Origin of the sequence: Mycobacterium sp. 155 (assembly GCF_000373905.1) — a bacterium.
Classification (GTDB): Bacteria; Actinomycetota; Actinomycetes; order Mycobacteriales; family Mycobacteriaceae; genus Mycobacterium.
In genome coordinates, this window is record NZ_KB892705.1 from 4,417,146 (window position 1) to 4,442,791 (window position 25,646).

22 protein-coding genes, 1 tRNA gene and 1 pseudogene are annotated in these 25,646 nt (G+C 65.3%); 15 read left to right on the forward strand and 9 right to left on the reverse strand.

All coding sequences use genetic code 11. The features are described from left to right. The first annotated feature begins 98 nt into the window (after window positions 1-98). The 3 genes from B133_RS0121125 to B133_RS0121135 are packed head-to-tail and all read left to right on the forward strand — an operon-like array spanning window position 99 to window position 3,100. On the forward strand, window positions 99-887 hold the full coding sequence (locus tag B133_RS0121125) for an alpha/beta fold hydrolase (protein WP_018603898.1): 789 nt from the start codon (window positions 99-101) through the stop codon (window positions 885-887). Between the two features lie 9 nt (window positions 888-896). Then, window positions 897-2,543 carry a 2-succinyl-5-enolpyruvyl-6-hydroxy-3-cyclohexene-1-carboxylic-acid synthase gene (gene menD, locus B133_RS0121130; RefSeq protein WP_018603899.1) on the forward strand — a complete coding sequence of 549 codons (1,647 nt, stop codon included), beginning with the start codon at window positions 897-899 and terminating at the stop codon, window positions 2,541-2,543. Between the two features lie 29 nt (window positions 2,544-2,572). Continuing rightward, the gene (locus B133_RS0121135; RefSeq protein WP_036419475.1) at window positions 2,573-3,100 is read left to right on the forward strand and encodes a DUF3592 domain-containing protein; all 528 of its coding nucleotides are present in this window, start codon (window positions 2,573-2,575) and stop codon (window positions 3,098-3,100) included. On the opposite strand, the gene B133_RS0121140 is transcribed toward B133_RS0121135, so the two are convergent. Beyond that, a complete protein-coding gene (locus B133_RS0121140) occupies window positions 3,058-3,729 on the reverse strand; it encodes a thioredoxin domain-containing protein (RefSeq protein ID WP_018603902.1) in 672 nt (223 codons plus the stop codon). The genes B133_RS0121135 and B133_RS0121140 overlap by 43 nt on opposite strands. A gap of 106 nt (window positions 3,730-3,835) precedes the next feature. Between B133_RS0121140 and B133_RS0121145 the strand changes: the two genes are divergently transcribed. Then, window positions 3,836-4,978, forward strand: a complete 1,143-nt coding sequence (locus tag B133_RS0121145; RefSeq protein ID WP_026256717.1) for a glycosyltransferase family 1 protein — start codon at window positions 3,836-3,838, stop codon at window positions 4,976-4,978. Window positions 4,979-5,002: 24 nt separating this feature from the next. On the opposite strand, the gene B133_RS0121150 is transcribed toward B133_RS0121145, so the two are convergent. Further along, window positions 5,003-5,356, reverse strand: coding sequence for a helix-turn-helix transcriptional regulator (locus B133_RS0121150; protein WP_018603907.1), 354 nt, complete (start codon window positions 5,354-5,356; stop codon window positions 5,003-5,005). A 133-nt stretch (window positions 5,357-5,489) separates the two neighbouring features. On the opposite strand from B133_RS0121150, the gene B133_RS0121155 reads away from it, so the two are divergent. From B133_RS0121155 to B133_RS23090, 4 genes and pseudogenes are all read left to right on the forward strand, one after another. Beyond that, window positions 5,490-6,179 (forward strand): demethylmenaquinone methyltransferase, encoded by a 690-nt coding sequence (locus B133_RS0121155; protein ID WP_018603909.1) that lies wholly within the window; start codon window positions 5,490-5,492, stop codon window positions 6,177-6,179. Next, window positions 6,157-7,182, forward strand: a complete 1,026-nt coding sequence (locus tag B133_RS0121160) for a GTP-binding protein (RefSeq protein ID WP_051088073.1) — start codon at window positions 6,157-6,159, stop codon at window positions 7,180-7,182. Before B133_RS0121155 ends, B133_RS0121160 begins: the two co-directional genes overlap by 23 nt. Before the next feature lie 22 nt (window positions 7,183-7,204). Further along, window positions 7,205-7,687 carry a TspO/MBR family protein gene (locus tag B133_RS0121165; protein WP_018603913.1) on the forward strand — a complete coding sequence of 161 codons (483 nt, stop codon included), beginning with the start codon at window positions 7,205-7,207 and terminating at the stop codon, window positions 7,685-7,687. A gap of 127 nt (window positions 7,688-7,814) precedes the next feature. Beyond that, window positions 7,815-9,109 (forward strand): annotated as a pseudogene (locus tag B133_RS23090) (ISL3 family transposase). 69 nt (window positions 9,110-9,178) lie between these two features. Here the strand turns inward: B133_RS23090 and menJ are convergent. Then, complete coding sequence (gene menJ, locus B133_RS0121175) at window positions 9,179-10,405, reverse strand: menaquinone reductase (RefSeq protein WP_018603917.1); 1,227 nt, start codon at window positions 10,403-10,405, stop codon at window positions 9,179-9,181. A 21-nt stretch (window positions 10,406-10,426) separates the two neighbouring features. Here menJ and grcC1 point away from each other — a divergent pair, with 21 nt between their 5' ends. The 3 genes from grcC1 (at window position 10,427) to B133_RS0121190 (ending at window position 13,082) form a co-directional block, all read left to right on the forward strand. Further along, window positions 10,427-11,431 (forward strand): nonaprenyl/(2E,6E)-farnesyl/geranylgeranyl diphosphat synthase, encoded by a 1,005-nt coding sequence (gene grcC1, locus B133_RS0121180; RefSeq protein WP_026256718.1) that lies wholly within the window; start codon window positions 10,427-10,429, stop codon window positions 11,429-11,431. 68 nt (window positions 11,432-11,499) lie between these two features. Beyond that, on the forward strand, window positions 11,500-12,375 hold the full coding sequence (gene htpX / locus B133_RS0121185) for a zinc metalloprotease HtpX (RefSeq protein ID WP_018603921.1): 876 nt from the start codon (window positions 11,500-11,502) through the stop codon (window positions 12,373-12,375). A gap of 197 nt (window positions 12,376-12,572) precedes the next feature. Beyond that, a complete protein-coding gene (locus B133_RS0121190) occupies window positions 12,573-13,082 on the forward strand; it encodes a hypothetical protein (protein WP_026256719.1) in 510 nt (169 codons plus the stop codon). A 22-nt stretch (window positions 13,083-13,104) separates the two neighbouring features. Here the strand turns inward: B133_RS0121190 and B133_RS0121195 are convergent, their stop codons facing one another. After that, complete coding sequence (locus tag B133_RS0121195) at window positions 13,105-14,130, reverse strand: NAD(P)H-dependent glycerol-3-phosphate dehydrogenase (protein WP_018603924.1); 1,026 nt, start codon at window positions 14,128-14,130, stop codon at window positions 13,105-13,107. A gap of 53 nt (window positions 14,131-14,183) precedes the next feature. Continuing rightward, window positions 14,184-15,392, reverse strand: a complete 1,209-nt coding sequence (locus tag B133_RS0121200; RefSeq protein WP_018603926.1) for an MFS transporter — start codon at window positions 15,390-15,392, stop codon at window positions 14,184-14,186. Window positions 15,393-15,494: 102 nt separating this feature from the next. On the opposite strand from B133_RS0121200, the gene B133_RS0121205 reads away from it, so the two are divergent. Beyond that, window positions 15,495-15,815, forward strand: coding sequence for a helix-turn-helix transcriptional regulator (locus B133_RS0121205; protein ID WP_018603928.1), 321 nt, complete (start codon window positions 15,495-15,497; stop codon window positions 15,813-15,815). A 13-nt stretch (window positions 15,816-15,828) separates the two neighbouring features. Here the strand turns inward: B133_RS0121205 and B133_RS0121210 are convergent, their stop codons facing one another. Further along, the gene (locus B133_RS0121210) at window positions 15,829-16,320 is read right to left on the reverse strand and encodes a YajQ family cyclic di-GMP-binding protein (RefSeq protein ID WP_018603931.1); all 492 of its coding nucleotides are present in this window, start codon (window positions 16,318-16,320) and stop codon (window positions 15,829-15,831) included. 109 nt (window positions 16,321-16,429) lie between these two features. On the opposite strand from B133_RS0121210, the gene B133_RS0121215 reads away from it, so the two are divergent. Beyond that, window positions 16,430-16,512: transfer RNA gene (locus B133_RS0121215), tRNA-Tyr, on the forward strand. 277 nt (window positions 16,513-16,789) lie between these two features. After that, window positions 16,790-18,295 (forward strand): hypothetical protein, encoded by a 1,506-nt coding sequence (locus B133_RS0121220; RefSeq protein ID WP_232423329.1) that lies wholly within the window; start codon window positions 16,790-16,792, stop codon window positions 18,293-18,295. A gap of 118 nt (window positions 18,296-18,413) precedes the next feature. On the opposite strand, the gene B133_RS0121225 is transcribed toward B133_RS0121220, so the two are convergent. Then, window positions 18,414-20,156: a hypothetical protein gene (locus B133_RS0121225; protein WP_026256721.1), complete on the reverse strand. Its 1,743-nt coding sequence runs from the start codon at window positions 20,154-20,156 to the stop codon at window positions 18,414-18,416. A 209-nt stretch (window positions 20,157-20,365) separates the two neighbouring features. On the opposite strand from B133_RS0121225, the gene B133_RS0121230 reads away from it, so the two are divergent. Beyond that, window positions 20,366-22,015, forward strand: coding sequence for a hypothetical protein (locus tag B133_RS0121230; protein ID WP_018603938.1), 1,650 nt, complete (start codon window positions 20,366-20,368; stop codon window positions 22,013-22,015). A gap of 84 nt (window positions 22,016-22,099) precedes the next feature. On the opposite strand, the gene B133_RS0121235 is transcribed toward B133_RS0121230, so the two are convergent. Then, window positions 22,100-23,308: a lanthionine synthetase LanC family protein gene (locus B133_RS0121235; protein WP_232423330.1), complete on the reverse strand. Its 1,209-nt coding sequence runs from the start codon at window positions 23,306-23,308 to the stop codon at window positions 22,100-22,102. A 437-nt stretch (window positions 23,309-23,745) separates the two neighbouring features. After that, window positions 23,746-25,461, reverse strand: a complete 1,716-nt coding sequence (locus tag B133_RS23935) for a lantibiotic dehydratase (RefSeq protein ID WP_157625931.1) — start codon at window positions 25,459-25,461, stop codon at window positions 23,746-23,748. Window positions 25,462-25,646: the final 185 nt, after the last annotated feature.

The following is a 25,646-nucleotide window of genomic DNA, read 5'->3' on the forward strand; positions in this document are numbered from 1 at the left end:
GCTGCTGGCCGCCGCGGGCATTCTGCGCGGGCGCCGAGCCACGTCGCACTGGACGCCGTACGCGCCTGGCGCTGAATCGGGGCAGTAAGGTCGGCCGGGTGAACCTGGCTTACGACGAACGAGGCAAGGGTGAGCCGGTGCTCTTCATCGCCGGCCGCGGAGGCGCCGGGCGCACCTGGCATCTGCATCAGGTGCCGGAGTTCCAGCGTGCGGGCTATCGCTGCATCACCTTCGACAACCGGGGCGTGGGTGCAACCGAGAACGCCGAGGGATTCGACACCGCCCAGATGGTGGCCGACACCGCCGAGCTCATCGAGAAGCTCGACGTGGCACCGGCCCGTGTCGTCGGCGTCTCGATGGGATCGTTCATCGCCCAGGAACTGATGCTGGCCCGGCCCGATCTGGTGCACTCGGCAGTACTGCTGGCCACCCGCGGTCGTCATGACCGTGCGCGCGAGTTCTTTCGAGACGCCGAACGTGAACTGGAGCGTTCGGGGGTTCAGCTGCCACGGCTATTCGATGCGAAAGTACGTATGTTGGAAAGCTTTTCACCCAAGACCCTCAACAACGACGTGGCGGCGCGGGACTGGAGTGAGATGTTCACCATGTGGCCGACCAAGCAAACCCCCGGCCTGCGTACCCAACTCGACGTCGGTCCGGACGGCAACCGGTTGCCTGCTTACGGAGCCATCCATACGCCGGTGCTCGTCGTCGGGTTCGCCGACGACGTGGTGTTGCCGCCACATCTGGGGCAGGAAGTGGCAGAGGCCATCCCGAACGCCCGCTACCTGGAGATACCCGATACCGGCCACCTGGGATTCATCGAGAAACCGCAGGAAGTCAACGCCGCGATCCTCAATTTCTTCGCTGAATCGCGAGCCCAATAGGCTGTGGGGGTGAACCCATCGACGGCACAAGCCCGTGTCGTCGTCGACGAACTCATTCGCGGCGGCGTCCGCGACGTTGTGCTGTGCCCCGGATCACGCAACGCTCCGTTCGCGTTCGCGTTGGCCGATGCTGACCGGGCCGGGCGGATCCGTCTGCACGTGCGTATCGACGAACGGACCGCCGGCTACCTGGCCATCGGGCTTGCGGTCGCCGAACATGCCCCTGTTTGCGTAGCCATGACCTCCGGCACGGCGGTCGCCAACCTCGGGCCCGCGGTGGTCGAAGCCAATTACGCGCGGGTTCCGCTGATCGTGCTGAGCGCCAACCGACCGTATGAGCTGCTCGGCACCGGCGCCAACCAGACCTTCGAACAGCTCGGCTATTTCGGTACCCAGGTGCGGGCCAACGTCAGTCTCGGACTGGCCCCTGATCTCACCGGTGGCGCGCATGGCGAGATGGATGCGCTCAATGCCCAGTGGCGGTCGGCGACCTGCCGGGTGCTCGCGGCCGCCACCGGTTCCCGCACCGCGAACGCCGGCCCGGTGCAATTCGACATCCCGCTGCGGGAACCGCTGGTTCCGGACGACACCGCCGGCGCGTCCGGCTTGTTTCCCGCCGGCCGGCCCGGCGGTAAGCCGTGGACCTACACCCCGCCGGTCACGTTCGACCAACCGCTCGACATCGACCTGACGCCGGACACCGTCGTGATCGCCGGCCACGGCGCCGGGGTGCACCCGAATCTGGCCGGACTTCCGACGGTCCCCGAGCCGACCGCACCTCCGGCCGCCAACCCGCTGCACCCGCTCGCACTGCGCCTGGTGCATCCGCAGCAGGTCATCATGCTGGGCCGGCCCACTCTGCACCGTCCGGTGTCGGCGCTGCTGGCCGACCCGTCGGTGCCCGTCTACGCGTTGACCACAGGTCCGCGCTGGCCCGATGTCTCCGGCAATTCGCAGGCCACCGGTACCCGCGCGATCACCTCCGGAACCCCGAACGCGGCCTGGCTGCGGCGGTGCGCCGAGATGAATCGGCATGCGGTGGCCGCGGTTCGTAGCCAGCTTGCGGCGCATCCGCTGACCACCGGACTGCATGTCGCGGCGGCGGTAGCCGCGGCACTGCGCCCCGGGGACCAGCTCGTGCTCGGTGCGTCGAACCCGGTCCGTGACGCCGCGTTGGTGGCGCTGGACGCCACCGGCGTGAAGGTGCAGTCGAACCGCGGGGTGGCCGGCATCGACGGCACGGTGTCGACGGCCGTCGGCGCGGCTCTGGCCCACGAGCCCGTCGGCCGGACGATCGCGCTCATGGGCGACCTGACCTTCGTGCACGACAGCTCGGGGCTGCTGATCGGCCCGACCGAGCCGACGCCGCGCGCGCTGACCATCGTGGTCTCGAACGACAACGGTGGCGGCATCTTCGAACTGCTCGAGCAGGGGGATCCGCGGTTCTCCGACGTGTCGTCCCGGGTCTTCGGCACCCCGCATGACGTTGACGTCGGTGCACTGTGCCGGGCCTACCACATCGAATACCGCCAGATCGAGGTCGACGAACTCTGCGACGCGCTGGCCGAAGCCACCGGCGCGATGCGGGTGCTTGAGGTGAAGGCCGACCGGTCTTCACTGCGGGCGCTGCATGCGTCGATCAAGGCCGCGTTGTGAGCAGCCCGCGTGCGGGCATAACCGCGGTCGTGCTCCGGCTGCGTGCGGCGGTACAGGCACTGCTTCCGCGGCTCTCGGGCGAAGCGTGTGAGACGAGATCCCAGCGCGTCATCCGCCGGGTGCGGATCGGGATCGTGATCGTCGCGTGTCTGGTGACCCTGCAGTCGGTGCTGCTGGTGCTGGGTGCCTGGCGCAACGACCGGCAGATCGAACGTCACATGGGCGTGGCCGCTGCCGAGGTGCTCAGCGCGGGCCCGCGGCGTTCGACGATCGAGTTCGTCACCCCCGACCGGGTGACGTACCGGCCCGAGCTCGGGGTGCTGTACCCCTCGGAGCTCGACACCGGCATGCGGATCTACGTCGAATACGACAAGAACGACCCCGACCTGGTGCGCGTGCGCAACCGCAACGCGTCGTTGGCGATCATTCCTGCCGGGTCCATCGCAGTGGTGGGCTGGCTGGTAGCCGGTGCGGCACTGACCGGGCTGTTCTTTCTGCAGAAGCGGCTGGACCGTCAGATCGACGACAAGAGCTTGGACAGCCAGTTGTTGTCGTAGATGTCGATCACATCGTCGTTCTGCAGGTCATAGACCGTGGGGGTGGCGATGGTGTCCTGGATCTCGCTGAGGAATTCGACGTTCTGGTCGGCCATCTCGTCGGTGTCGACACCGGATCGGCCGGCGGCGATCTTGGCGACCTGCTCCGATCCGACGCCGCTTTCGCGGGCCATATCTGCCAACTGCTGGTTGCTGGGGGCCTGGCCACCTGGCTGCTGATGGCTCCACAGATCCTCGACGTAGTCCTGGAATGCGACGCCGCCGGTGCCCGGTCCCGCCGCCAGGAACAACGCATTGCTCACGCGGGCCGAATAGTCGTTGCCGTCGGCATCGAGAAACGTCATCGGGCGGTAGGTGACGCCGAGCTCACCGAGGTTGATGTAACTGGCGATGTCCTTGCCGAAGTCATGCTGCAGCTGGGCGCAGTGCGGGCACTGCGGTTCGGTGAAGATCTCGATCTGCAGGGGCGCGTCGGTGAACCCCACGTGAATGCCCGAACCGTCCCTGGTGATCTCGGTCGGCGGTCCGTCGGGGTCGGGGGCGGCGGAGCCGGAGACCACCTGGGTACAGCCCGCGGTGGTCAGTACCAGGCTCATCGCCAGGGCGCCGAGCAACCGCGTGAACTGCATGGCATCTGAGCGTAGTCGCAGGATGTGCCGAGCCGACAGGTCAGGTTTTGCGTGTCGTATCCCTTTCGGCAACCTTTGCGACAGTTACCGCTGGGACGATCGTGACGTGCGCGTGGCGATCGTTGCAGAGTCCTTTCTCCCGAATGTCAATGGCGTCACCAACTCTGTGCTTCGGGTCATCGAGCATCTGCGCCGTACCGGTCACGAGGTTATGGTCATCGCGCCGGACACCCCGCGTAGGCAGCCGCCGGCCGATCGACTCCACGACGGCATCCGGGTGCATCGGGTGCCGTCGCACATCTTCCCGAAAGTGACGTCACTGCCGCTGGCGGTGCCGCGACCCCGGATGGTGAGTGTGCTTCGTGGGTTCGCGCCCGACGTCGTGCATCTCGCATCACCCGCGCTACTCGGTTGGGGCGGTGTGCATGCCGCGCGCTACCTGGGCGTACCGACAGTGGCGGTGTTCCAGACCGACGTTGCCGGTTTCGCCGAGAGTTACGGCGTCGGCGTGCTCTCATGTGTGTCCTGGGCGTGGACGCGACGGCTGCACAGCAAGGCCGACCGCACCCTGGCTCCGTCCACGTCAGCGATGGAAAACCTTGAGAAACACGGGATTCCGCGTGTCTACAAATGGGCTCGGGGCGTGGACGTCACCGGCTTCGCGCCGTCGGCACGCGATGAGCAGTTGCGGTCCGCCTGGTCCCCGGACGGGCGGCCGGTGGTCGGCTTCGTCGGCCGGCTGGCCCCGGAAAAGCATGTGGAGCGCCTCGCCGCCCTGGCCACGCGCGATGATCTGCAACTGGTCATCGTCGGCGACGGGGTCGACCGCGCCAAGCTCCAATCAATCCTTTCCTCAGCGGTTTTCACCGGTGAGCTGCGCGGTGAGGCGCTGGCCGCCGCGTACGCCAGCATGGACGTGTTCGTTCACCCCGGCGAGCATGAGACGTTCTGCCAGGCCGTCCAGGAGGCGATGGCGTCCGGGGTTCCGGTGATCGCGCCAGACGCCGGCGGCCCGCGAGATCTGGTGGCGCCGTACCGCACCGGGCTGCTGCTCGCGGTCGACGAGTTCGAGACGGCACTGCCCGCGGCGGTCGATCACCTCATCGCCGATCGGTCGCGATACTCGGTGGCGGCGCGGCGCAGTGTGCTGGGCCGCACCTGGCCCGCGATCTGCGACGAACTGATCGGGCACTACGAGGCCGTGCAACCGCCGCGCGCCGATGTGACGCTGCGCCGACATGCCGGCTGACGCCTGGGCAGGCTCGTCGAGCTGTCAGGCGTGGAGGACGGTGTCGGCGGCCCCGGTCTGTGGCTGATGAGCGCCCAGTGCCACCCGAATCACGGCGAGGGCGGTGTCGTCGGTGGCGATGTACACCTGCCGCTTGCCGTGGCGCCGGGCGCGCACCAGGCCGGCGAGTTTGAGTTTGCTCAGGTGGTGGCTGACCGTGGCGATGCTTTGACCGGTCTTTTCCGCGAGCGTCCCGACGTCCTGCTCGCCGCTGTCGAGCAGCCAGAGGATGTGCAGCCGAACCGTGGCCGACAACAGGCCGAACAACGAAGCGGTGTCCTGAAGCTCCCGGGGCGACACGGTGCCGACCGGCCCGGGCGCGGCGGCGGAGGCGGGCACGGAACTCCTCTCGACGTCCCTGACCTAGACTGTCTCATTCACAACGCTTGCTCAAGTGTTTGAGTTTACTGGTAGTCACTGCGCAGCTGCACCGGGACTGGCCGTAACCAGCCGGCCGGGTAGCGTCAGCACGGTGAGTCGAGCGAGCCTGGAGAAGAACCCGCACGAGGTCGCGTCGATGTTCGACGCGGTGGCGCGACGCTACGACCTCACCAACACCGTGATGTCGTTGGGCCAGGACCGGTTCTGGCGGCGGCAGACTCGCGCGGCGCTGGATATCGGGCCGGGGGACAAGGTGCTGGACCTCGCGGCCGGGACGGCGGTGTCGACGGTCGAGTTGGCCACCTCGGGTGCGTGGTGTGTGGCCGCGGACTTCTCGGTCGGCATGTTGGCGGCCGGGGCCGTGCGCCCAGTGCCCAAGGTGGGGGCCGATGCCACCCGGCTGCCGTTCGCCGACGGCGTGTTCGACGCAGTGACCATCAGCTTCGGGCTGCGCAACGTCGTCGACCACGTGGAGGGGCTGCGAGAGATGGCCCGGGTGACGCGGCCGGGCGGTCGACTCGTCGTGTGCGAGTTCTCCACCCCGACCAACCGCGCCTTCGCCACGGTCTACAAGGAGTACCTGATGCGGGCACTGCCTGCGATGGCATCGGCCGTCTCAAGCAATCCCGAGGCCTACGTCTACCTCGCCGAGTCGATCCGGGCCTGGCCCGATCAAGCCGAGCTCGCCCGTCGGATCGGTGCGGCCGGGTGGTCGAATGTGCGCTGGCGCAACCTCACTGGCGGAATCGTCGCACTGCATGCCGCGACGAAGCCGCTGTAGGCGGGCGGCGTTGTCTGGGTCGGTGCCTGTGCTGGCCATCGCAGGCCATCTCGGCTCCGGGAAGACCACACTGCTCAATCACCTGCTGCGCAACAGTCGCGGGGTACGAATCGGTGCCCTCGTCAATGACTTCGGCGCGGTCAACATCGACGCCATGCTGATCGCGGGCCAGGTGGATGCGATGGCTTCGCTGTCCAACGGTTGCATCTGCTGCGCTGTGGACGCCGACGAGGCGGCCGACATGCTCGGCAAGCTGGCAGCGGTCAAACCCCGGCTGGACCTCATCGTGGTGGAGGCCAGCGGACTGGCCGAGCCGTCCGCGCTGGCGCGCACGCTGGCCACCGCCGACGACAACCGGTATCACTATGCGGGCCTGGTGTTGATGGTCGACGCGATGGAGTCCGCGCGTGCCGACCTCGGGCACAGTGTGCGGGTGGCAGATCTGGTCGTGCTCAACAAAGCGGACCAAGTGAGCGCCGACGATCTCGCTGCGGTCGCCGACACGGTACGTGAACTCAATCCGCGGGTTCCGTTGTTGCCCACCGAGTTCGGTCGCGTGGACCCGGCGCTGCTGATCGACGCACCGGCGCGCACGTCCCGGGCCGGACAGCTCAGCCTCGATGAATTGCTCTGGGAGACCGATGCTCACGATGAGCATGAGCATGCCGCCTACCAGAGTGTGGAGTTCACGACGGACCGGGCTCTCGATCCTCGTCGGCTGATGGGCTTTCTGCGCGACCGGCCGGCGGGACTGTACCGGGCAAAGGGCTTCATCGACTTCGGTGCCGCCGGCTCCGGACGCAAGTTTCTCCTGCAATTGGTGGGTAGCTCGTTGCGGTTCTCCCGGCGACGCTGGGACGCCGCCGAGCACCGGGGCACGACTCTGGTGCTGATCGGTACGGATATGTGCGCCGAAGAGGTGCGCTCGGCACTGCAAGACTGCGTCAGCGTGGAGCCGCCGGACGATCAGGCGATCCTCGGAGTGCTGCGCTACGCCGATTGACGAAACCTGGTACCAACGAATCATGCGACCAGACACGTTGATCAAGACCGCATCCGCTACGTTCGCCGCAGCTGTGGCGGGCGGCCTGGCAAGCCGGCCCGCGCAGTCGTCGTGGTATGCCGCGTTGCGCAAACCGTCGTTTCAGCCGCCTCGCCAGGCGTTTCCGGTCGTATGGCCGGTTCTCTACGCCGACATTGCGACCGTGTCGGCGTCTGCGTTGGACGCGCTGAACGCCGAAAACCGGGATGCCCAGGCGCGCTCGTTCACCGCGGCACTGGCGGCCAACCTCGTCATGAATGCCGGCTGGTCGTGGATTTTCTTCTCGCAGAAGCGGCTCGGTGCCGCGGCCATCGCCGCAGCGGCACTCACAGCCAGCAGCGCCGATCTCACGCGACGCGCCGTCGCTGCCCAGGGCCCGCGCGGTGCGGTGCTCGCCCCGTATCCGATGTGGTGCGCGTTCGCGACGGTGCTTTCCACACGGATCTGGATGCTCAACAGGTCCTAGACCGTCAAAATTTTTGGCTCTTGTGACGTATCTGTGGGTGGTTGATTGCGCCTGAATGGCCGGACGCCGTTCTCGGTCTAGGTTTTTGGCTTGTCGAAGGTCAAAAACTCATAGAACGGAGAACGGCGTGCGGAATGCCAGCTTATGGCGTGCGGTGTTGTGCGTCCAGAACACGGTGATCGACGACGTCGAGTTCGATGAGGCAGCGCAGGTGGTTGTGGCCCATGTGCGGCCCCGTCGAGCAGCCCGGGGGCGGTGCGGAACCTGCGGTGCGCGGGCCCGCTGGTACGACCGCGGTCAGGGCCGGCGGCGCTGGCGCGCCCTGGACATGGGCACCATCGAGGTGTTCCTGGAAGCCGATATTCCGCGAGTCGACTGTGCTACCCACGGGCCGACGGTGTGTCAGGTCCCGTGGGCTCGGCACGGCGCCGGGCACACCCGCGCATTCGATCAGCAGGTGGCCTGGTTGGCTACCCACTGCTCCAAACGAGCGATCACCGAGCTGATGCGGATCGCTTGGCGCACCGTCGGATCGATCATCGCGCGGGTGTGGGCCGATACCGCCGCCGGGATCGACGCATTCGCCGACCTGACCCGGATCGGGATCGATGAGATCTCCTACAAACGCCACCACAAGTACCTGACCATCGTGGTCGACCATGACAGCGGCCGGCTGGTGTGGGCCAACACCGGCCGCGATCGGGCGACCGTGCGCGCCTTCTTCGATTCCCTGGAAGCCTCCGGTGCAGGTCGGTGCGCTCGGATCACCCATGTCAGCGCCGACGGGGCCGAATGGATCGCCGACGTGGTCGCCGATCGCTGCCCCGGCGCGATCCGCTGCGCTGACCCGTTTCATGTTGTCGGCTGGGCCAACGAGGCACTCGATGAGGTGCGTCGCCAGGCGTGGAACGCTGCCCGACGAGCAGGTCACACCCAGCGCCACGGGTGGGTCGCTGGCCGGCGTGTCACCGTGGCCACCGGAGAAGCGAAAGCCTTGAAGCGCACCAGGTTTGCGCTGTGGAAGAACCCGGAGAACCTGAGCGAGCGGCAACAGGCGAAACTGGAATGGATCGCCAAGACCGACCCTCGGCTCTACCGTGCCTACCTGCTCAAAGAAGCCCTACGCACGATCTTCAAACTGTCCGTGGACGAGGCCGCCGAAGCACTCGACAAATGGGTCTCCTGGGCGCGGCGCTGCCGCATCGAAGCATTCGTCTTGCTGCAACAACGCATCACCCGCCACCGCAGGCAGATCCTGGCCTCCATCGAACACGGACTATCCAACGGGCTCATCGAATCGGCCAACACCAAGATCCGACTCCTCACCCGCATAGCCTTCGGCTTCGCCACCCCCGAACCCCTGATCGCCCTAGCCATGCTCACCCTCGGAGGACACCGACAGCCCTACCCGGCCGTCAATGACCCACAGATACGTCACAAGAGCCAAATTTTTGACGACCTTTCCCGGGAGTATGGCGGGGACCAGGGACATCACGAGAACGGCTTGCGCTGATCCAGCTTTCGCGAAGCCAGGCCCGCGTTCCGCCATACCCGGGCGACCCAGTCGGCGTCCTCGTCGGTGACGAGATTGCCCATCACCCGCACCGCGATGTTCATCAGGAACGGCGACCGCATCGCCACCGGTCCGGTGAGCGGCAGGAACCGCGGCAGCGTCAGCAACAGCCCAAGCCGGCGCGCGACCGAGAATCCCCGCGCATAGTGCTCCTGCAACAGCGTCGGCCATGCCACGGTGTAATCCGAGGCGCGTGCACCCAGCAGTTCTGCGGCCAGGCGGCCCGTTTCCAGGCCGTAGTCGATGCCCTCGCCGTTGAGCGGGTTGACACACGCTGCGGCATCGCCGATCAGCATCCAATTCGGTCCGGCCACGCCCGACACCGCGCCACCCATCGGCAGGAGCGCCGAGAGCGCGGCACGCGGCTGACCGGTGAGGCCCCACTCGTTGCGACGCAGTTCGGTGTAGTGGTTCAGCAGGGGCCGCAGCGCGGCGTCGGCGGGACGTTTCGCGGTGGCCAGCGCACCAACCCCGATATTCACCTCGCCGTTGCCGAGCGGGAAGATCCAGCCGTAGCCCGGCAGCACGGTGCCTTCGGGCGAACGCAGCTCCAGATGCGAGGTGATCCACGGCTCGTTGGCCCGCGGGGAGGCCATGTAGGAGCGGATCGCCACGCCGTAGACGGTTTCCCGGTGCCACGTGCGGCCCAGCTCCCGGCCGAGTGTGGAACGGGCGCCATCAGCGACGATCAAGTCCGTGCATCCAATGGTGCTGCCGTCATCGAGGTGCAGGACATCCGCACGGCCCCGGGAATCATGACTCACCCCAGCGGCTTTGACACCCAGCAGCATCTTGGCGCCGTCGTCGGCGGCGACCGAGCGGATCCGATCGTCGAGTTCGGTGCGCGGTACGGCGCTACTGGCGGCCGGGAAGGACGGGCCGGGCCACGGCACCTCGACGTCGGCGCCGAAACCTGACATCCGTAAACCGTGGTGACGCAACCGGGTCTGCAGCCAACCGCCCATGCCCAGGCGCTCCAGTTCGGCGACCGCGCGTGGGGTCAGCCCGTCACCGCACGCCTTGTCCCGGGGGAACTGCGCAGCGTCGATCACCAGCACCTCGCGGCCGTTGCGCGCCGCCCACGCCGCAGCGGCCGACCCGGCCGGACCGGCGCCCACGACGACCACATCTGCATTGGTGTCCACGTGTCCCAGTATGTTGGACGAATGAGGACACCAGCGACTGTGGTGGCAGGCGTGGATTTCGGGGACGAGGCGTTTGCCGCGGACATCCGCGCCGGTGTGACCCGGATCGAAGATCTGATGTCTGCTGAGCTGGGCAAAGCCGACGAGTTGATGGCCGAGGCCGTTCACCACCTGTTCCAGGCCGGCGGGAAGCGCTTCCGGCCGCTGTTCACGGTGCTCGCCGCGTCGCTGGGCCCCCGGCCCGACGATCCCGACGTCTCGATCGCGGGTTCGGTGATCGAGCTGGTGCACCTGGCCACGCTGTATCACGACGATGTGATGGACGAGGCCCAGATGCGTCGCGGTGCACCGAGCGCCAACGCCAGGTGGGGCAACAACATCGCGATCCTTGCCGGCGACTACCTGTTCGCGACCGCGTCGCGGCTGGTGTCGGAGCTCGGCCCGGAGGCCGTGCGCGTGATCGCCGACACATTCGCGGAGCTGGTCACCGGCCAGATGCGCGAGACCCGTGGCGCCGAGCACGCCGACCCCATCGAGCACTATCTGAAGGTGGTCTACGAGAAGACGGCGTGCCTGATCGCGGCGTCCGGGCGGTTCGGCGCCACCTTCTCCGGCTCCGACGCCGAGCAGATCGAGCGGCTGGACCGGCTCGGCGGCATCGTCGGCACGGCGTTCCAGATCTCCGACGACATCATCGACATCGACAGTGATCCCGACGAGTCCGGCAAGCTTCCCGGCACCGATCTGCGTGAAGGCGTGCACACCCTGCCGGTGCTGTACGCGCTGCAGGAGAGCGGGCCCGATGCCGACCGGCTTCGGCGGCTGCTGGCGGGGCCGGTGGAACGAGACGATGACGTCGCCGAGGCGCTGAGCCTGCTTCGGGAGTCCTCGGGCATGGCCCGCGCAAAGGAGACCGTGGCGTTGTACGCGGCGCGGGCGCGCACCGAGCTCGACAGCCTGCCCGATGTTCCGGGTCGCCAGGCACTGCTGTCGCTCGTCGACTACACCGTGAACCGGCACGGTTGATTCCGGAACCCGGGCAGGCTCGCTGAGCGTTTACCCGGCGATGACTTCCCATTCGGAGGAGGAAGCTGATGACCTGGAATCCTCACGCCAACCGGCTCAAGACATTCCTGTTGCTGGTCGGCATGTCGGCACTCATCGTGTTCGTCGGGTCGCTGTTCGGCCGCAACGTGATGTATCTGGCGGTGCTGTTCGCCGTCGGCATGAACACCTACGTGTACTTCAACAGCGACAAGCTCGCGCTGCGGGCCATGCACGCGCAGCCCGTCACCGAGCTGCAGGCTCCGGAGATCTACCGGATCGTCCGGGAGCTGGCCACCACCGCACATCAGCCCATGCCGCGCCTCTACATTTCTGACACCGCCAATCCGAACGCATTCGCCACCGGCCGCAATCCGCGCAATGCCGCCGTCTGCTGTACCACCGGCATCCTGCAGCTTCTCAACGAGCGGGAGTTGCGTGCAGTGCTCGGCCATGAACTCTCGCACGTGTACAACCGCGACATCCTCATCTCGTGTGTCGCGGGTGCGATGGCTTCGGTGATCACCGCGCTGGCCAATATCGCGATGTTCGCCGGCATGTTCGGCGGTAACCGCGATAATACGAATCCCTTTGCGCTGTTGCTGGTTTCGCTGCTCGGGCCCATCGCTGCCACGGTGGTCCGGTTGGCGGTGTCACGGTCGCGCGAGTATCAGGCCGACCAGTCCGGGGCAGAGCTGACGGGTGATCCGCTGGCTTTGGCGTCGGCATTGCGCAAGATTTCCGGTGGTATCGAGGCGGCTCCGCTGCCCCCGCAGCCGCAACTGGCCGATCAGGCGCATCTGATGATCGCCAGCCCGTTCCGGTCCGGCGAGCGCATCGGCAAGCTGTTCTCTACCCACCCGCCGATCGCCGACCGGATCCGGCGACTCGAGGACATGGCAGGCCGCGGCCCCGGCCACTACTAGTAGTTCTTGTAGTAGTTCTTGGTTCTTCTTGGTCCCCTTTGCACCGCGAGCGCGCGCGTCTGCTGCTCGACACACCGCTCGCGACCGGCATTTTGCGCACGCTCGTCCTGCTGCAAGTCGGGAAATGAGAAAGCCTGCTGGTCTGGCCGGCGGTTGATCCGATGGCTTCAGTGCGGCGGCCGGGTTAGGGTGACCGGATGCTGAGCAGAGTGGCGATCGGCCTGATAAGCGCCGCAGGGGCGGCTGTGATGAGCGTGCCAGGGGTGGCGCAAGCCGATGATCCGTCGGCGCTGCCGAACATCAACGCGTTCCCACCGGTGAAGACATCGGAGTACGCGGTGATGGACAACAACTGGTACGCCTTCAGCACGCCGGACGGCATTACCTGCGTGCTGCAGCGCAGCGGTGAGTACGGCTGCAGCGGCCCCATCCCCGCCGCGCCCAACGGCGCCAACATGGTCAGCGGTGGTGCCGGCGTCCCCGGCTTCGCCAGTGCAGCAACGCCGGTGTTCTCCATGGTCGAGGGGGCCAAGCCGTTGCCGGCCAACAGCCGGATCAGCTACCAGACCATCAGTTGTGGCACCGACGGGGTCATGACGGCATGTATCAACGGGCGTAATCAGTCGGGCTTCGTGATCAGCCCCACAGGCAGCTACGTCGTCGGCGACCGGCCCTCGGAGATCAAGCCCTCGTTCAGGATCGGCTGAGACCACCAGCCCGCGAAATCAATCAGAACCCCGAGCCGTGCACCTCGTGGCCGGGCTTCTCGGCGGCCAGCCCGCGGTAGGCGTCCTCGACGGTTGCGCCATGGTTGATCACGCGGTCGACCTCGCGGGCTATCGGCATGTTCAGGCCGTACTTCTCGGCGAATTCCATGATCACGCTGGCGGCTTTGACGCCCTCGGCCACCTGATTCATCGACGCGGTGATCTCGTCGATCTTCTTGCCTTGCCCCAACTGTTCGCCGACGTGGCGGTTGCGGCTGCGCTGTGACGTACACGTGACGATGAGATCACCCATGCCGGCCAGGCCTGAGAACGTTTCGCGGTGCCCGCCCATGGCCTCGCCGAGCTTCGACATCTCGCGGACCGCCCGGGCCATCACCATGGCCCGGGTGTTCTCGCCGATGCCCAGCGAGTAACCCATGCCGACAGAGATCGCGTACACGTTCTTCAGCGCGCCGGCCATCTCGACGCCGATCACGTCATCGGTCGTATACGTGCGGAAACGCTTGGTGCGGAACAACTCTGCCAGCTTTGCCGCCAGGTGCTGGTCGGGCATCGCCAGCACGGCGGCCGCGGCGTAGCCCTCGGCGACCTCGCGGGCGATGTTCGGCCCGGCCAGGATTCCGGCCGGATGCCCCGGCAATACCTCATCGACGATCTGGCTCATCCGCATGTTGGTGCCCTGCTCCAAGCCTTTGACCAAGGACACCACCGGAACCCACGGCCGTAGCTCTTTCGCAAGCTCCTGCAGCACGCCGCGGAAGCCGTGCGACGGCACACCCATCACGATCACGTCAGCACAGTTGGCCGCCTCGGAGAAATCGGTGGTTGCACGCAGGCCATCCGGCAGCACCACCTCGTCACCCAGATACTGGGAATTACGGTGGTTGTCGTTGATGTCGGTGGCCGTCTCCTCCGAGCGCACCCACTGCAACGTCGGGCCACGCCTCGCGCAGATCGAGGCGACCGTGGTGCCCCAGGACCCTCCACCGAGGACGACGACTTTCGGTTCGCGTTGCGCCGGTGCCATGGCGATCAGACTATTTGCCGGTTCGGGTTGTTACCGGGCTTTGCTGAACTGTGTTACGTGCGCGCGGCTCCGCGCATGGATCGAGCTCCTATCGCGGCTGCGGTGAGGCAGGCCAGCGCCACAGCCACGGCGAACCACGGGAACACCGTCGCCAGATCCCACCGGGTCGCCGCCCAACCGGCGAGCAGCGTCGGGACGGCCATCGCGGTGTAGGCCAGCACGTAGAACGCCGACATGGTCTCGCCGCGCTGCTCGGCGGGCACCACATGCGAGAGGTGGCGCAGCGAGCCGCCGAACCCGAGTCCGAACGCCGCACCCAGCGACGTGGCGGCCAAGAACACCAGCGGCCAGGAATGAGCCAGCAGCACCGGCACGGTCAGTATCAACGTGATGGCCATGCCGACGTCACCGGCGATCGCAGCGCGGTGGGCCGGGATCCGGGTGGCGGCCAGCTGCGCCATCGCGGCGGCGAAGGCGGTGACACCGACGACACCGCCGCCGAACAGCAGGTTGTCGATGTGGGTCTGGTGGGCGGCGAGCGACGGGTAGAGCGAGAGCAGCACGCCGAGCACCGACCATGACGCCATCGCGCCGATCGCAGAGAACCAGAAGTCGGATCGGATAGCCTGGGCGACAGCGGGTTTGGAGATCCGGATCGGTCCCGAAGCGCGCACGGTGTGCGTTTCGTGCAACGCCGCCACACCGACGCCGATCACGGCGCACAGCACCGCGACCACGGCATAGGGCGTGCGCATAGGATGCGGCGCGTATTGGGCCAGCAGTGCGGATCCGACGATCGCGATGGTCATTCCGATGTTGAAAGCGACGCCGCTGAGTTGCCCGGACCGCGCACCGTGCTGCGGACGCAGATCCAGCAGGGCCGCCGCGGCGACCACCACGATCGAACCGACCGCGGCGCCGTGGATGGCGCGCGCCACCAGCAGCAACAACATATTGTCGGCCACCAGGAATACGCCAAGCCCGGCGATCATCGCGACAAGCGCGCCCAGCAGCACGGGTTTGCGGCCGACGACGTCGGAGATGCGGCCCGAGATGAGCACAGCGCCGAGCGCGGCGACGGCGTACACCGCGAACACGATGGTGGTCGCCAAAGGCGTGAGATGCCACACCGTCTCGTAGAGCCCATAGAGCGGTGCCGGCACGCCCGACACTCCGAGTGCGACCCCGCACAAAACCAATAGCAGGGGATAGGCCCAGCGCTGGGCGTCGGTGCTGACCGGGCGGTCTGCTTCCAGCGTCACCGGGGCTCCCGTGGGGTAGGTTTGATGGTCATCGAACCTCGTCGAGCTTACCGACGGTTAGATGATCATCAAACCTATTTTTAGCGTGATGGAGGGCACACCATGGCCGAGACGGTCCGCCACGCTGTCGCGCCCATTCGTCAAGTGTTGTGCGCCCTACAGGATCCGGTCCGCCTGGAGATAGTGCGCCGTCTGTACAACGCCGGCCGACCAGTGAAGTGCGCCGCGCTCTACGACGGCATCAACAAGTCGACCGCTACGCACCACTTCAACATCCTGCGCGACGCCGGGCTGATCGAGCGTGAGCCCGTCGAAGGGCACACTCATCAACGACTGCGCACCGAGGATGTCGACGCCGCGATCCCGGGTCTGCTGGATTCTGTTGTAGCACAAGCTAATCGCGAAGCTGGCGTGCTCAGCTGAGCAGCGCAATATCTCAGCGATAATTGACGAACTGCAGTGCGACGTCGAGATCGGCACCTTTGAGCAGAGCGATAACAGCCTGCAGATCGTCACGCTTTTTCGAGCTGACCCGAATCTCGTCGCCCTGGATCTGCGCCTTGACGCCCTTGGGACCCTCATCGCGGACGAGCTTGGTGATCTTCTTGGCCTGCTCGCTGGTGATGCCCTGTTTGATATCGCCGGTCACCTTGTAGGTCTTGCCGCTGGCCTGCGGTTCGCCGGCGTCGAAAGCCTTCATCGAGATGTCCCGGCGGACCAGCTTCTCCTTGAACACGTCGACGGCGGCCTTGACCCGCTCCTCGGTGCTGGAGGTGAGTTCGATCACCTCGTCGCCCTTCCAGGTGATGGTGGTGTCGGTGCCGCGGAAGTCGAATCGGGTGGCCAACTCCTTGGCGGCCTGGTTGAGCGCATTGTCGACCTCCTGACGGTCGACCTTGCTGACGACGTCGAAGCTGGAATCCGCCATTGGAACGCTCTCCTCTTACTCTGCGTGTGCTGCCGGTTTGTGATTTAGGTACATCCTCGTTGTACCCTGCTAGTCGCACCAAACCGGAGACGGGGCGGCTGCGAGAAACGGCAGGTTGCCCGAGCGGCCAATGGGAGCGGACTGTAAATCCGTCGGCTTACGCCTACAGTGGTTCGAATCCACTACCTGCCACGCTGGTCAGGCCCCCTTTCGAGGGGGCCTGATTGCGTTTGGGGGAGTCATTCAGCAAACAAATCCCTGTCAAGTGATCTCGCGGCGTAACCCAAAGGGCAGTCGCCGTGCCGCGCTGGGGCATCGACAGCAAATCTGCAGGTAGTGCCCATCAAGCGCACAGCTAGTGGGGCCCGTCATTAGCTAGGTTAGCCATACCTATGAAAACTTAGGCAAACCTAAGCATAGGGACCGTTCATTTCCCGGCAGTATGCCTCCACCCCTTTTAGGAGCTCACGTGCAACTAGCTCTGCGTCCGAACTCGATTGGGCAAGACTTGCAGTCTTGCCAATCAGCGTCGGCGAGCCGCGTCAGCAAGTTCCTCATCGCCGGCGTCAGCGTGGCGGGAGCCGCGGCGATCGCCGTGAACCCACTGGCGCCAAACATGACCACCCACAACGTCGGGGCTGAAATACAGGCCCGCGCAGTCCGACTCACCAGCGGGATCAGCGATGTGCTCGGCGACTATCAGAATGTTTTCGGCCAAGCGGGCACCAACCTGCAGACCTTGAGTGGCGAGGCTGCCACACTTCCTGCAACGCTGCAGTCCATCGGCACCGACCTTTCGGGCCTCGCGACAAACGCGCAGGCGGGGGTCGACCTGCCGACCTTGATCGCCGCCGCAGCGGCGATTCCCGGGTTGCTGCAGTCGATCAGCACCAATTCGTCGGATGCCAACCTGATCAGCACCGGACTTTCCGGTGCCGAGACTGGCTTGCAGAACGCACTCGACGGCGGGTGGTACGGCGGCGACGACGGTTACATCTTCGGGCTGTTCGGCGGGTCCGTGACACACGACGGTGTCACGGAATCGGGCAGCACGCTGCAAGAAGTACTCACCGCTCTTCAGCAAGGCAACACCTTCGACGCTTTCGCCTACGGCGAGGCGTGGTCGTTGGAAACGATCGACCATACGCTGAAGCCCCTGCTGAGTCCCGTCCTGAATACCGCCAAGGCCGGTGCGACGCCGACAGAGACGATCCCCGGCGACGTCCTGCAGTCTTTGACGAATCTGGCGGCGACGTCGTCGATGCCGGGAGCCGCCGATGCGCTACAAGCGTTGACGAATCTCACCGCAACATTTCTGAGCTATTCGAACCTGAAGGCCCTCGGCGATGCCGTGTTGTCTCCGGACCTCAGCGTCGCGTTCGGGTTGGTCGACGGCCTCAGCACGGTCCAAGCCGACGCGTCCTCCGGTAACACCGCGCAGGCGGTGACCGACGTCCTCAAGGCGCCCGCCGAGCTCGCCGGAGACCTTCTCAACGGCTATGTCCTCCAGAACGCTCAATACAACCCCACGGGCACGCCATTCACTGGTCTGCTCAACAAAGGCAGCTTGCTTCAGGACGTATTGCAAACCTGGCCACAACAATTCGCCACTGCGGTGAGTCCCGCCACGGCGACGTCGAACGTCCCGGCGACAGCGGCCACCGAAGCCACCGCAGAAACACCATCGGCGAAGGCGGCAGCGGCGACCGCTGCGGTCACGGCCGGTGTCGCCACCGCCAAGGACGTCACACCAACCGGCACCACGGCGAAGACGGAGACGACCACCGCCAACGCCAGAAACGCGACCCTTACCGGGCGCGGGTGGGGCGCCAAGCACGTCGGCGCCGCCAAAGCGTCCGACTCGTCGTCCAGCCAACGCGGGACGCGCCACGATGACACGAGTTCGACCGCCGCGAAAGATGTCGGTAAGGCCCACGGCCACGGTGGTCCCTCGGCGTCTGGTCGCGGCAAGTAGCTGTTTCGCTTGTTCCGACGGCCCGCTGCCACCACCAGCGGGCCGTCATCATCAAGCCGGGCCGACCATGTTCATCGACCTCGCGTGCCCCATCCACGACGATTGAGCAGCTGCAGGACTATGGGCTATCGGGCACCGTGGTCACCGGCTCCTCGCCGGAATGCCCACCGCCACTTGAGCTTCCGCTGTCATCGGATGAGCCGCCGCCATTCGAACCACGTGACCCGCCACCGTCGGACGGCTCCTGCTCGTAGACAGTGGTCTGCGGTGCCTCGTGCGTCGGCGCCGGCTCAGCCGTTTGGGACGGCGCCGTGTAGGTCGGTTCTTCTCGCGGAATCACGGGCTCCGCAGAAGATGGAGGCGCCGACGACGTCACCGTGTGGGGCGGCGTGGACGGTGCCGTCGTGGTTGAGGGTGCAGTTGTGGTCGACGGAGCAGTGGTCGTCGTCGAAGGGACCGTCGTCGGCGCTGTCGTTGTTGTAGTGGTGCTCGTGGGCGGGGTGGTCGGTGGGGTCGGGAACGTCCACGGCGGTGTCCAAGGTGGCACGAGCGGTGGAAGCGGGATGGGAACCGGTAGCGGTGCCGGAATAGGTACTGGAACCGGAGCCGGCGGAACCTCGACGGGCGGAGGAGCCGGCGCGGGCTGTGGTGCCGCGGGCGCTGGATTGGCCGGTGCCTGAACCGGCCGATCGTCGGTACGCACGTTCGGCACAACAGGGGCCGCGGGCGGCGGCGTCAGCACCGAGACCGGCAGCGCCACCGGGTCCGCCTGGTGTGGGACCGGTGGGAGGTACCGGCCCGGCACGGTGTTCGCCTGCGTGGGAGGCACCGGCTGGGCGGCCACATCCGCTGTCGGCCGGACGTTGATCGCCACCGTGACGGCCAGGGTCGCGAAGCTGATCACCAGGAACATGACCGCGCTGCCCATGAGCAGCATCCGCGGCGCCGGTGGTGCGATGACCGTCGTGTAGTCGCCCTCGCTCTCCTGTTCGGGGACGAACTCGCCCAGCGGCTCCATCGGCATTTCGTCGGCCAAATGATCGTCGCCGGCCTCCTGTGAGTACGCCAGATCCGGACCGACCGCTCCCTCGGCGGCCTGCGCGTTCGCAGGTGCCATCTGCGTGGCGTCGTCCGCGGCCGCCGGGGCCATTTGCGTGGCATCCGCAGCCGCAGGTGCCATCTGCGTCGCGTCGAGCACTGGCGCCATCTGCGTCGCCGCACCGGCCGGGGCGAAGCCCGACCCGTCGGCGGTCTGGGCCGCGCCGCGCGCAATGGCGTAACCCGCATCGGGCGCCACCTCGACGGGCGCGGTCGAACGTAGCTCTGCGGCAACGGAATCAAGATCCAAGCGCTGTCCCACCAACATGATCCGCGACGGCGCCTCGGCGGCGGGCACGTGCTGCAACACCGCCGCGCACGCCACGGCCGCACCCGCGGCGCCGATCGGCACGGATGCCAGGGTGGACGTCGACTGCTCGTCCTCGCCGACCACTGTCAGCGACACCGTGTCATCGTCGGCGAGGAGCAGCGCGACATCCGCACCGACGCTACGGGCCAGTGCCGCTGCCGCCTCAGCTTCGTCCACGACCTCGACGTTCTGCACGCCGGCGTTTGCCACCCGCTGACGCAGCGTGTCAGCCGTCGACGGGTCGGGCAGGCACAGTCGTGTCGCGGCGACCTGGTTGCCCGATTCGGTCACCTCGCGGTAGGTGCCGATGATGGTCTCGACCAGCTCCGACATCGCATCGTCAGACAGATCCAGCGCGTACTGGTCCAACAGTTGGCCGCCACTGGCCGGCGAACCGACCATCGCCAAGCGGGCCACCCGCCCGGTGACCGCCACCCCGAGGACTACGTCCACCGGTTACCACTCCTCATCTCACGCATGTTTCGGGCGTCGCGGCTTCTCGCCCCGTGCTGCGCTTTTCGACCTTTCAAAGCTACCGCACAGCCTCGGTGGATTCGGTCGGTCGGAAAGCGATCACGGCCGTCACTGCTTGTGCCTCGGAGCAAAAGTGAGCACGCTGGTTGAATCGTCTTGCGACGTCACTCATAGAAGGGAATCGTTACGTGAGCGACCAGCGTTACGACGCATCCGCCACCGTTGCGGTGGCGACCACGGCTGCACCCGCCGTGGCGCGGTCCCCACGTGTCGGTTATGTCCCCACCCGGGCGAACAGGATGCGCGACGGTTTCGCCGTCGGATTGCTCGTGCTGGCTCTGGTGCTCCCATGGAACCTCGAATTCGGCATCGGCGTACCCGACAGCGACGTGACGACGTTCGTCGTGCTGGCTGTTGTGACGTTGCTGGCCGTCGTGGCCGCGCTCGCACCTCACCTCGGACCGTTGAGGCTCAACGCAACGAACCCGGATGTCCGGCGGACCGGCCGGATTCGGCTGGCGTTGAGCCTTGCGTACCTCGTTATGGTTATCGGATTCGTCGCCTTCCATCTGGTGCAGACGGTCCACAGTGGCGGGACCGGGGCCGTGCCTCCGGGGGTAGGCCCGGGCATGTTGCTCGGTGTCGCGGGCGCACTGCTGGCGGCGCAGCCGCCCATTACGTCGATCACCATCGAGGACAACAAGTTTCGCCGCTGGTATGCGGTGGCCCGGGTCATCGGATTCGTCTCGATCGCGCTGGCGACGCTGTCGGTTGCGTTCAATCTGTACTGGCGGCTGCGGTACCTGTTCGTCACCGACGTTGCGTTCGGTAATCACGATGTCGCCGTCATCGTCACGACGCTGCTCTACGGCGCGGAGGCGATGATCGCGTTGGTCATCGCATCGCGCTGGCTGACCGAGCGGACCGCCGCGGCCCGGCTGGCCACGATCGCCATTGGTGTATCGGGTGCGGTTGCGGCCACGGTGGTGTGGCTCCTTGGGATTGGCCGGGACATCGACGCGTTTCACGGCATCGCTGAGAACACCTCGACCGCCGCGGTGGGCTACGAAGGCTATCTTGCGTGGGCGGCCGCAGCTGCGATCGTCGCGCCGACGACGCTATACGCCGTCCTGCTCATCAAGCCGCCGACCCTCGGTGCCTATCGTGGGGCTGCGCAGAAGTGCTTGACGCTCATCGCGTTCTGGTCGTTCGCGGCGGCTGCGCTGCGCATCGCCGACTATGTGATCGCCTTGTCTTTGGATCTTCCCCGTGCGTTGTACGACAGCGTTGCGATGACGGTGTTCAGCCTCGTCACCGGGTTCATCGCGCGGTGGGTGCACCGCCAGCTCGGCAGGGGAGTGGTCTCGGCGACCATCGCCGCCGCGTTCAGTGCCGTGCTGTTTGTTTTCACGGTCGCGGACGTCGCGATCGGCGTCGCCCTGGCTCCCCGGTACGCCGAACCGGCGCCCGCAGCGATCTACGGCAACAACCTGGCCCAGCAGATCACCAGCACCTTCGACATCGTGGTGTGCGTGCTGAGCCTGACCGTGCTGACCGTCATGTTGTTAACCGGCCCACTGGCCGGCTACCTGGTCCGTCGCGACGTGCGAGCCACGAAGCCTGCGGCACCGGCGCAGCCCGCACCGGCGGCAGATTCGGCGCCACCGACCATCGTGCGGCAGCCCCGCGCGGCGGCCGTGCCGAGAATTGTTCGCCTGAAGGATGATTCGACGTCGGTGCTGCCAGCCGCACCGACCACCGAGCTTCAGGTACCGACGACGACCCTGCGAATTCAGCGGCGTCCCAGTTCCGGATGGCCGCCGCCGTCGAATCGCTAGTACTGCAGCCGAAGCGCGTCGCGGTATGCGAAATATCTTGTTCTGCAATTATTTTCACGCGATATTCTTCGTAACGTCGACAGGTCAACGCAATGCGATCAGCGGTAGCCACGCCCTGGAGCCGCCACGGGCGGTTATCCAGATAGCGGCGATTCCAGCGGCGCCTCCCAGTATCGTCATATCATTCTCGGCCAGTTCAGCGATGTCCGCTCGCTGCGAGGCAATGAGCTGCATCAGTTCTGTCCGCAATTCTTCCAGTTCAGTCAAACCAGCCGTTCGAATAAAGGCATCAACAACTGCCAGAATTCCCGCTGCGCCGTGGCATAGGCTCAGTGCAGCTGCGACATCGTCGTCATCGAAATACCTGACCTCGTGAAAACACCGCATATATGATGCGATTGCTTCGCACGCGAGGTCCCGCAATGTGTTGTCACCTAACACTCGCGCGGCATCCCACAGCGTCCAGGCGATGCCGGGGGTTCCATAGCACCACGCTTGCCGGCGGTAGAAGCCGCGAGGCGGTTCGGCACCCTCGCGCCCCACGGGCGCCCATGTCACCAAACCGACATTGTCGACGAATACCTCCCGCGCAAGCCATTCACAAGCATTCGAAAGTGCCTGCGAGTAACGCTCGCCGTCGGGGAGATATTCAACAGCATGACGCAGCGCAGCCACGACTCCCGTAACTCCGTGCCCAAGCCCGGTATTGATCCTGCCGACATTAAATGCGCTTCGTGGGTCGATATCATTGCCGGCTCGCAGCCTTTCCAGACCAGGGCTGTCGCACAACAGCGCCAGATGTGCAACGGCAGGCTCGATGAGCTCAGCGTCATCTACATTGGCGATCCCCGCTAGCACCAGTCCCGCGGGGCCCGTGAATAAGTCGTAGTCCCGCCACGCCACACCAGATGTCTGCCAAGCGCTAGTGCCCAAATAGCTTTTAGTGCGGTCTGTCAACGCTGAATGGAGAGGTATCAGCGATGGGTAGATCCCGATTGCGGCGCGCAAGCCGGCGTGGAAGCCGCCCAACCCGCCGTATGCGCCAGCAGCATTGAACTCCGAAGGGATCTCGCCGATCCAACGCGCAGTCGCATTGCGGGCTTCCGACGCGACAGCGTCACGCTCTTGCAGCGCGACAGCGTCACGCTCTTGCAGCGCGACCGATGCCAATATCGCCGGCCCTGGGTCGTGACCGGACGCGTTGCGACCATGGGCGCCCGCGCGCGCGTACGCACTGACCAGATCGAATGCCAATCCGTCCATGTGCTCCATCAAAGTGGTCGTCGACGGCATGCGGATATCCCTTCGTCTGGCGCACGAATGGGGTCTTAGCAACGGGAAAGATTGCCGTGCAGACCCCATTCGCTCGCGAATTTATTGCTGCTACCGGTTTGCCTGTAGCCGCTGGACTAGTTCGGCACCTGAAAGTGGGTGGGCCTCACCCGGCAGCAGAACATTCTCTAGTTTGTCACCTCGGCAGTTTGTGCAGCCTTTGCTTTCGCAATTGGTTTTGGTGGTTGCCTCGAGGTCGCTGAATCGCGAACCAGCGATTCTCGACGCCAGCTCATCGATGCGGGCATGCAGTGCAGAAATCTCTGGAGTTGTCATTGTCGTTCCCTTTCTTTTCGATTTACGGTGTGAAATTTGTGTAGCGCCTCCGAGTGAAGGTCGGAGGGAATATTGTGTCGCCCAGTCTCCTCCTTTCATGGATTCTGATTTTTACTCAGCTTTCAGCTGGGAAAGAAATATGCGGAAATATCGGATGCGATGTTTTCAGCCAAAACATGCCCGTTTATATTTATAGGAAATCGAAGCAGCATTTCAGAAGCGACAGCATCGCCAGTCGGATGCTCCGCGTGATCGACGATCGGAAACTGAGTCGGTGCCGGAAGCATCTCCATGAGTTTTCCGTCCGGGCAAGTTCTGATCAATCTGTCGATCATTCGGACGGCTGACAAACTTTCAAGGTCACATGCCCTTTTCGTCCCGTGTACCGTATCCGACAAGACAATCCAGCGAGGCAGACCTTTTTCCTCGCGGAAGCCGATCAGGGCCTTGATCTTTGTTGACGCGCTCGCGCCGGGGTTCCAGAGAGGATGTCGCGGTACCCGCCACTGCGCTGGTGAGATGACCAGCCCGCCCTCCACAGTGATCCTGGGAAGCCGCCCGCACTGGGGAAGCTCATCAAGAAGATTGTCGAATCGATAGAAGGCCCACGGCATCAGTCTTGGTGACGCGGCGAATAACGCTTCGCCGAGAGTCGCCCAGGGTTCGGATAGTGCGCGTGTCGCGTGGTAAATGGTCCAAATGGGGGCACCGTCAGCTTCGGCAATAAGACTACCGTCAGTGCGCCGTCGAATCGTAATGTCGTCTAACGGGATATATCGGTCTGGCTTGTCAGTCTCCGCAAAATACAATGCGCTATGCGGGTCTCCGGTCCAAGCGCTTGTGTAACAGGGGCGGCGCACCGCGTTGGCGGCGGCGTCAGACAGTGGCGGTGCGAGGAATTCGACGAATACCACGCCAGTCAGCTCTTCGACTTTTCGCAAAAATGACCGGTAAGCGTCCACATGCGGAATTGGCCCGTGCAATCCCTTGAGTGAATCCACGAAGCGGGAGTCGACGGTCGCTGGAGGCCAGAACTGATCAAGAACCGCCGTGAACTCTGCCTCGGGTGTCGGCACTCGCACCAGACAGTCAACGGGCCATCGCCACGACCACTGCTCGGCTCCAAGGTCATCCAACAACGACGAACTGATGGTGAACGCTGTGGAGCAGTCTGATTGAGCAGCAATAAGATTCAGCAGAGGAGGCAAGTGCTCGGCTGGCTCCAACTGCACTGCGGTGCGGGTGCTGCCATTGACACTTGATAGTGGCCCCGGTGTCATTACGTGCGACCGCAGAATCTCGGTTAGAGGCCACGGCCTGGATATGCTGCAGCTGCCACCTGCGGACTCCGGCCTGCGTTCATTGAGCAATGACGCTGCTCGCAACGCGCACGATACTGCGCGCTCGAGGTCCGGGTTTCGATGGTGAGCCAGATCGACCTTTGACGGACGGTAGACATCCAGCCACCCCTCGGCCGGAGAGACAGGACCGGCGGCGATATTGCTGTCGATATCACTGAATTCCACTGGAGAAACGCCGGTCCCCGCCGAGATGCATCGCTCTAATACCCCGATTGAGATCAAGTGGTGGAGTACCTCCTGCAGCGCGAGCATGCTCGGGTTTTCTTCGTCGCCGAAGTGCTCGGCTATCTCGCGATAAGTTTTCGGTCCCGAGGCCAGCGCGGCGAATATTGCGGACAGAAGGTGTGTTTGGTGAACAGATACCACAATTGGGATGCCGCTTTCACCCGAAGCGTAGGCGAATGCCAGATCATCCTCACCCCAACGGAGGGGATTGATGGCTATACGACAGTCCGACTGCGGATTCAGATCGCTCATCGTGCAGGTTCTTGCCCTCAGACGGCGCCTGTTCATGCGCCAATCCGCAGCGAACCAGGCTTCAACCCTGGGGCGATAGGGCGAATCCACCTGGTCTTGACGTCGGTTTATCAACGAAACATGGCTTAGCCACCCTAGCGGGGTCGAATCAGTGCAAGCGCGGGTGAGACGACCCCACAGGTAGT

Excerpts from the sequence above, each read along its gene's own strand:
- grcC1 (WP_026256718.1), top strand. The coding sequence starts at position 10,427 with ATGAGGACACCAGCGACTGTGGTGGCAGGCGTGGATTTCGGGGACGAG.
- B133_RS0121205 (WP_018603928.1), top strand. The coding sequence starts at position 15,495 with ATGGCCGAGACGGTCCGCCACGCTGTCGCGCCCATTCGTCAAGTGTTG.
- B133_RS0121140 (WP_018603902.1), bottom strand. The coding sequence starts at position 3,729 with ATGCAGTTCACGCGGTTGCTCGGCGCCCTGGCGATGAGCCTGGTACTG.
- B133_RS0121235 (WP_232423330.1), bottom strand. The coding sequence starts at position 23,308 with ATGCCGTCGACGACCACTTTGATGGAGCACATGGACGGATTGGCATTC.
- B133_RS0121165 (WP_018603913.1), top strand. The coding sequence starts at position 7,205 with ATGCGACCAGACACGTTGATCAAGACCGCATCCGCTACGTTCGCCGCA.
- htpX (WP_018603921.1), top strand. The coding sequence starts at position 11,500 with ATGACCTGGAATCCTCACGCCAACCGGCTCAAGACATTCCTGTTGCTG.
- B133_RS0121195 (WP_018603924.1), bottom strand. The coding sequence starts at position 14,130 with ATGGCACCGGCGCAACGCGAACCGAAAGTCGTCGTCCTCGGTGGAGGG.
- B133_RS23935 (WP_157625931.1), bottom strand. The coding sequence starts at position 25,461 with ATGAGCGATCTGAATCCGCAGTCGGACTGTCGTATAGCCATCAATCCC.
- B133_RS0121210 (WP_018603931.1), bottom strand. The coding sequence starts at position 16,320 with ATGGCGGATTCCAGCTTCGACGTCGTCAGCAAGGTCGACCGTCAGGAG.
- B133_RS0121190 (WP_026256719.1), top strand. The coding sequence starts at position 12,573 with ATGCTGAGCAGAGTGGCGATCGGCCTGATAAGCGCCGCAGGGGCGGCT.
- B133_RS0121160 (WP_051088073.1), top strand. The coding sequence starts at position 6,157 with ATGCCGCGACGAAGCCGCTGTAGGCGGGCGGCGTTGTCTGGGTCGGTG.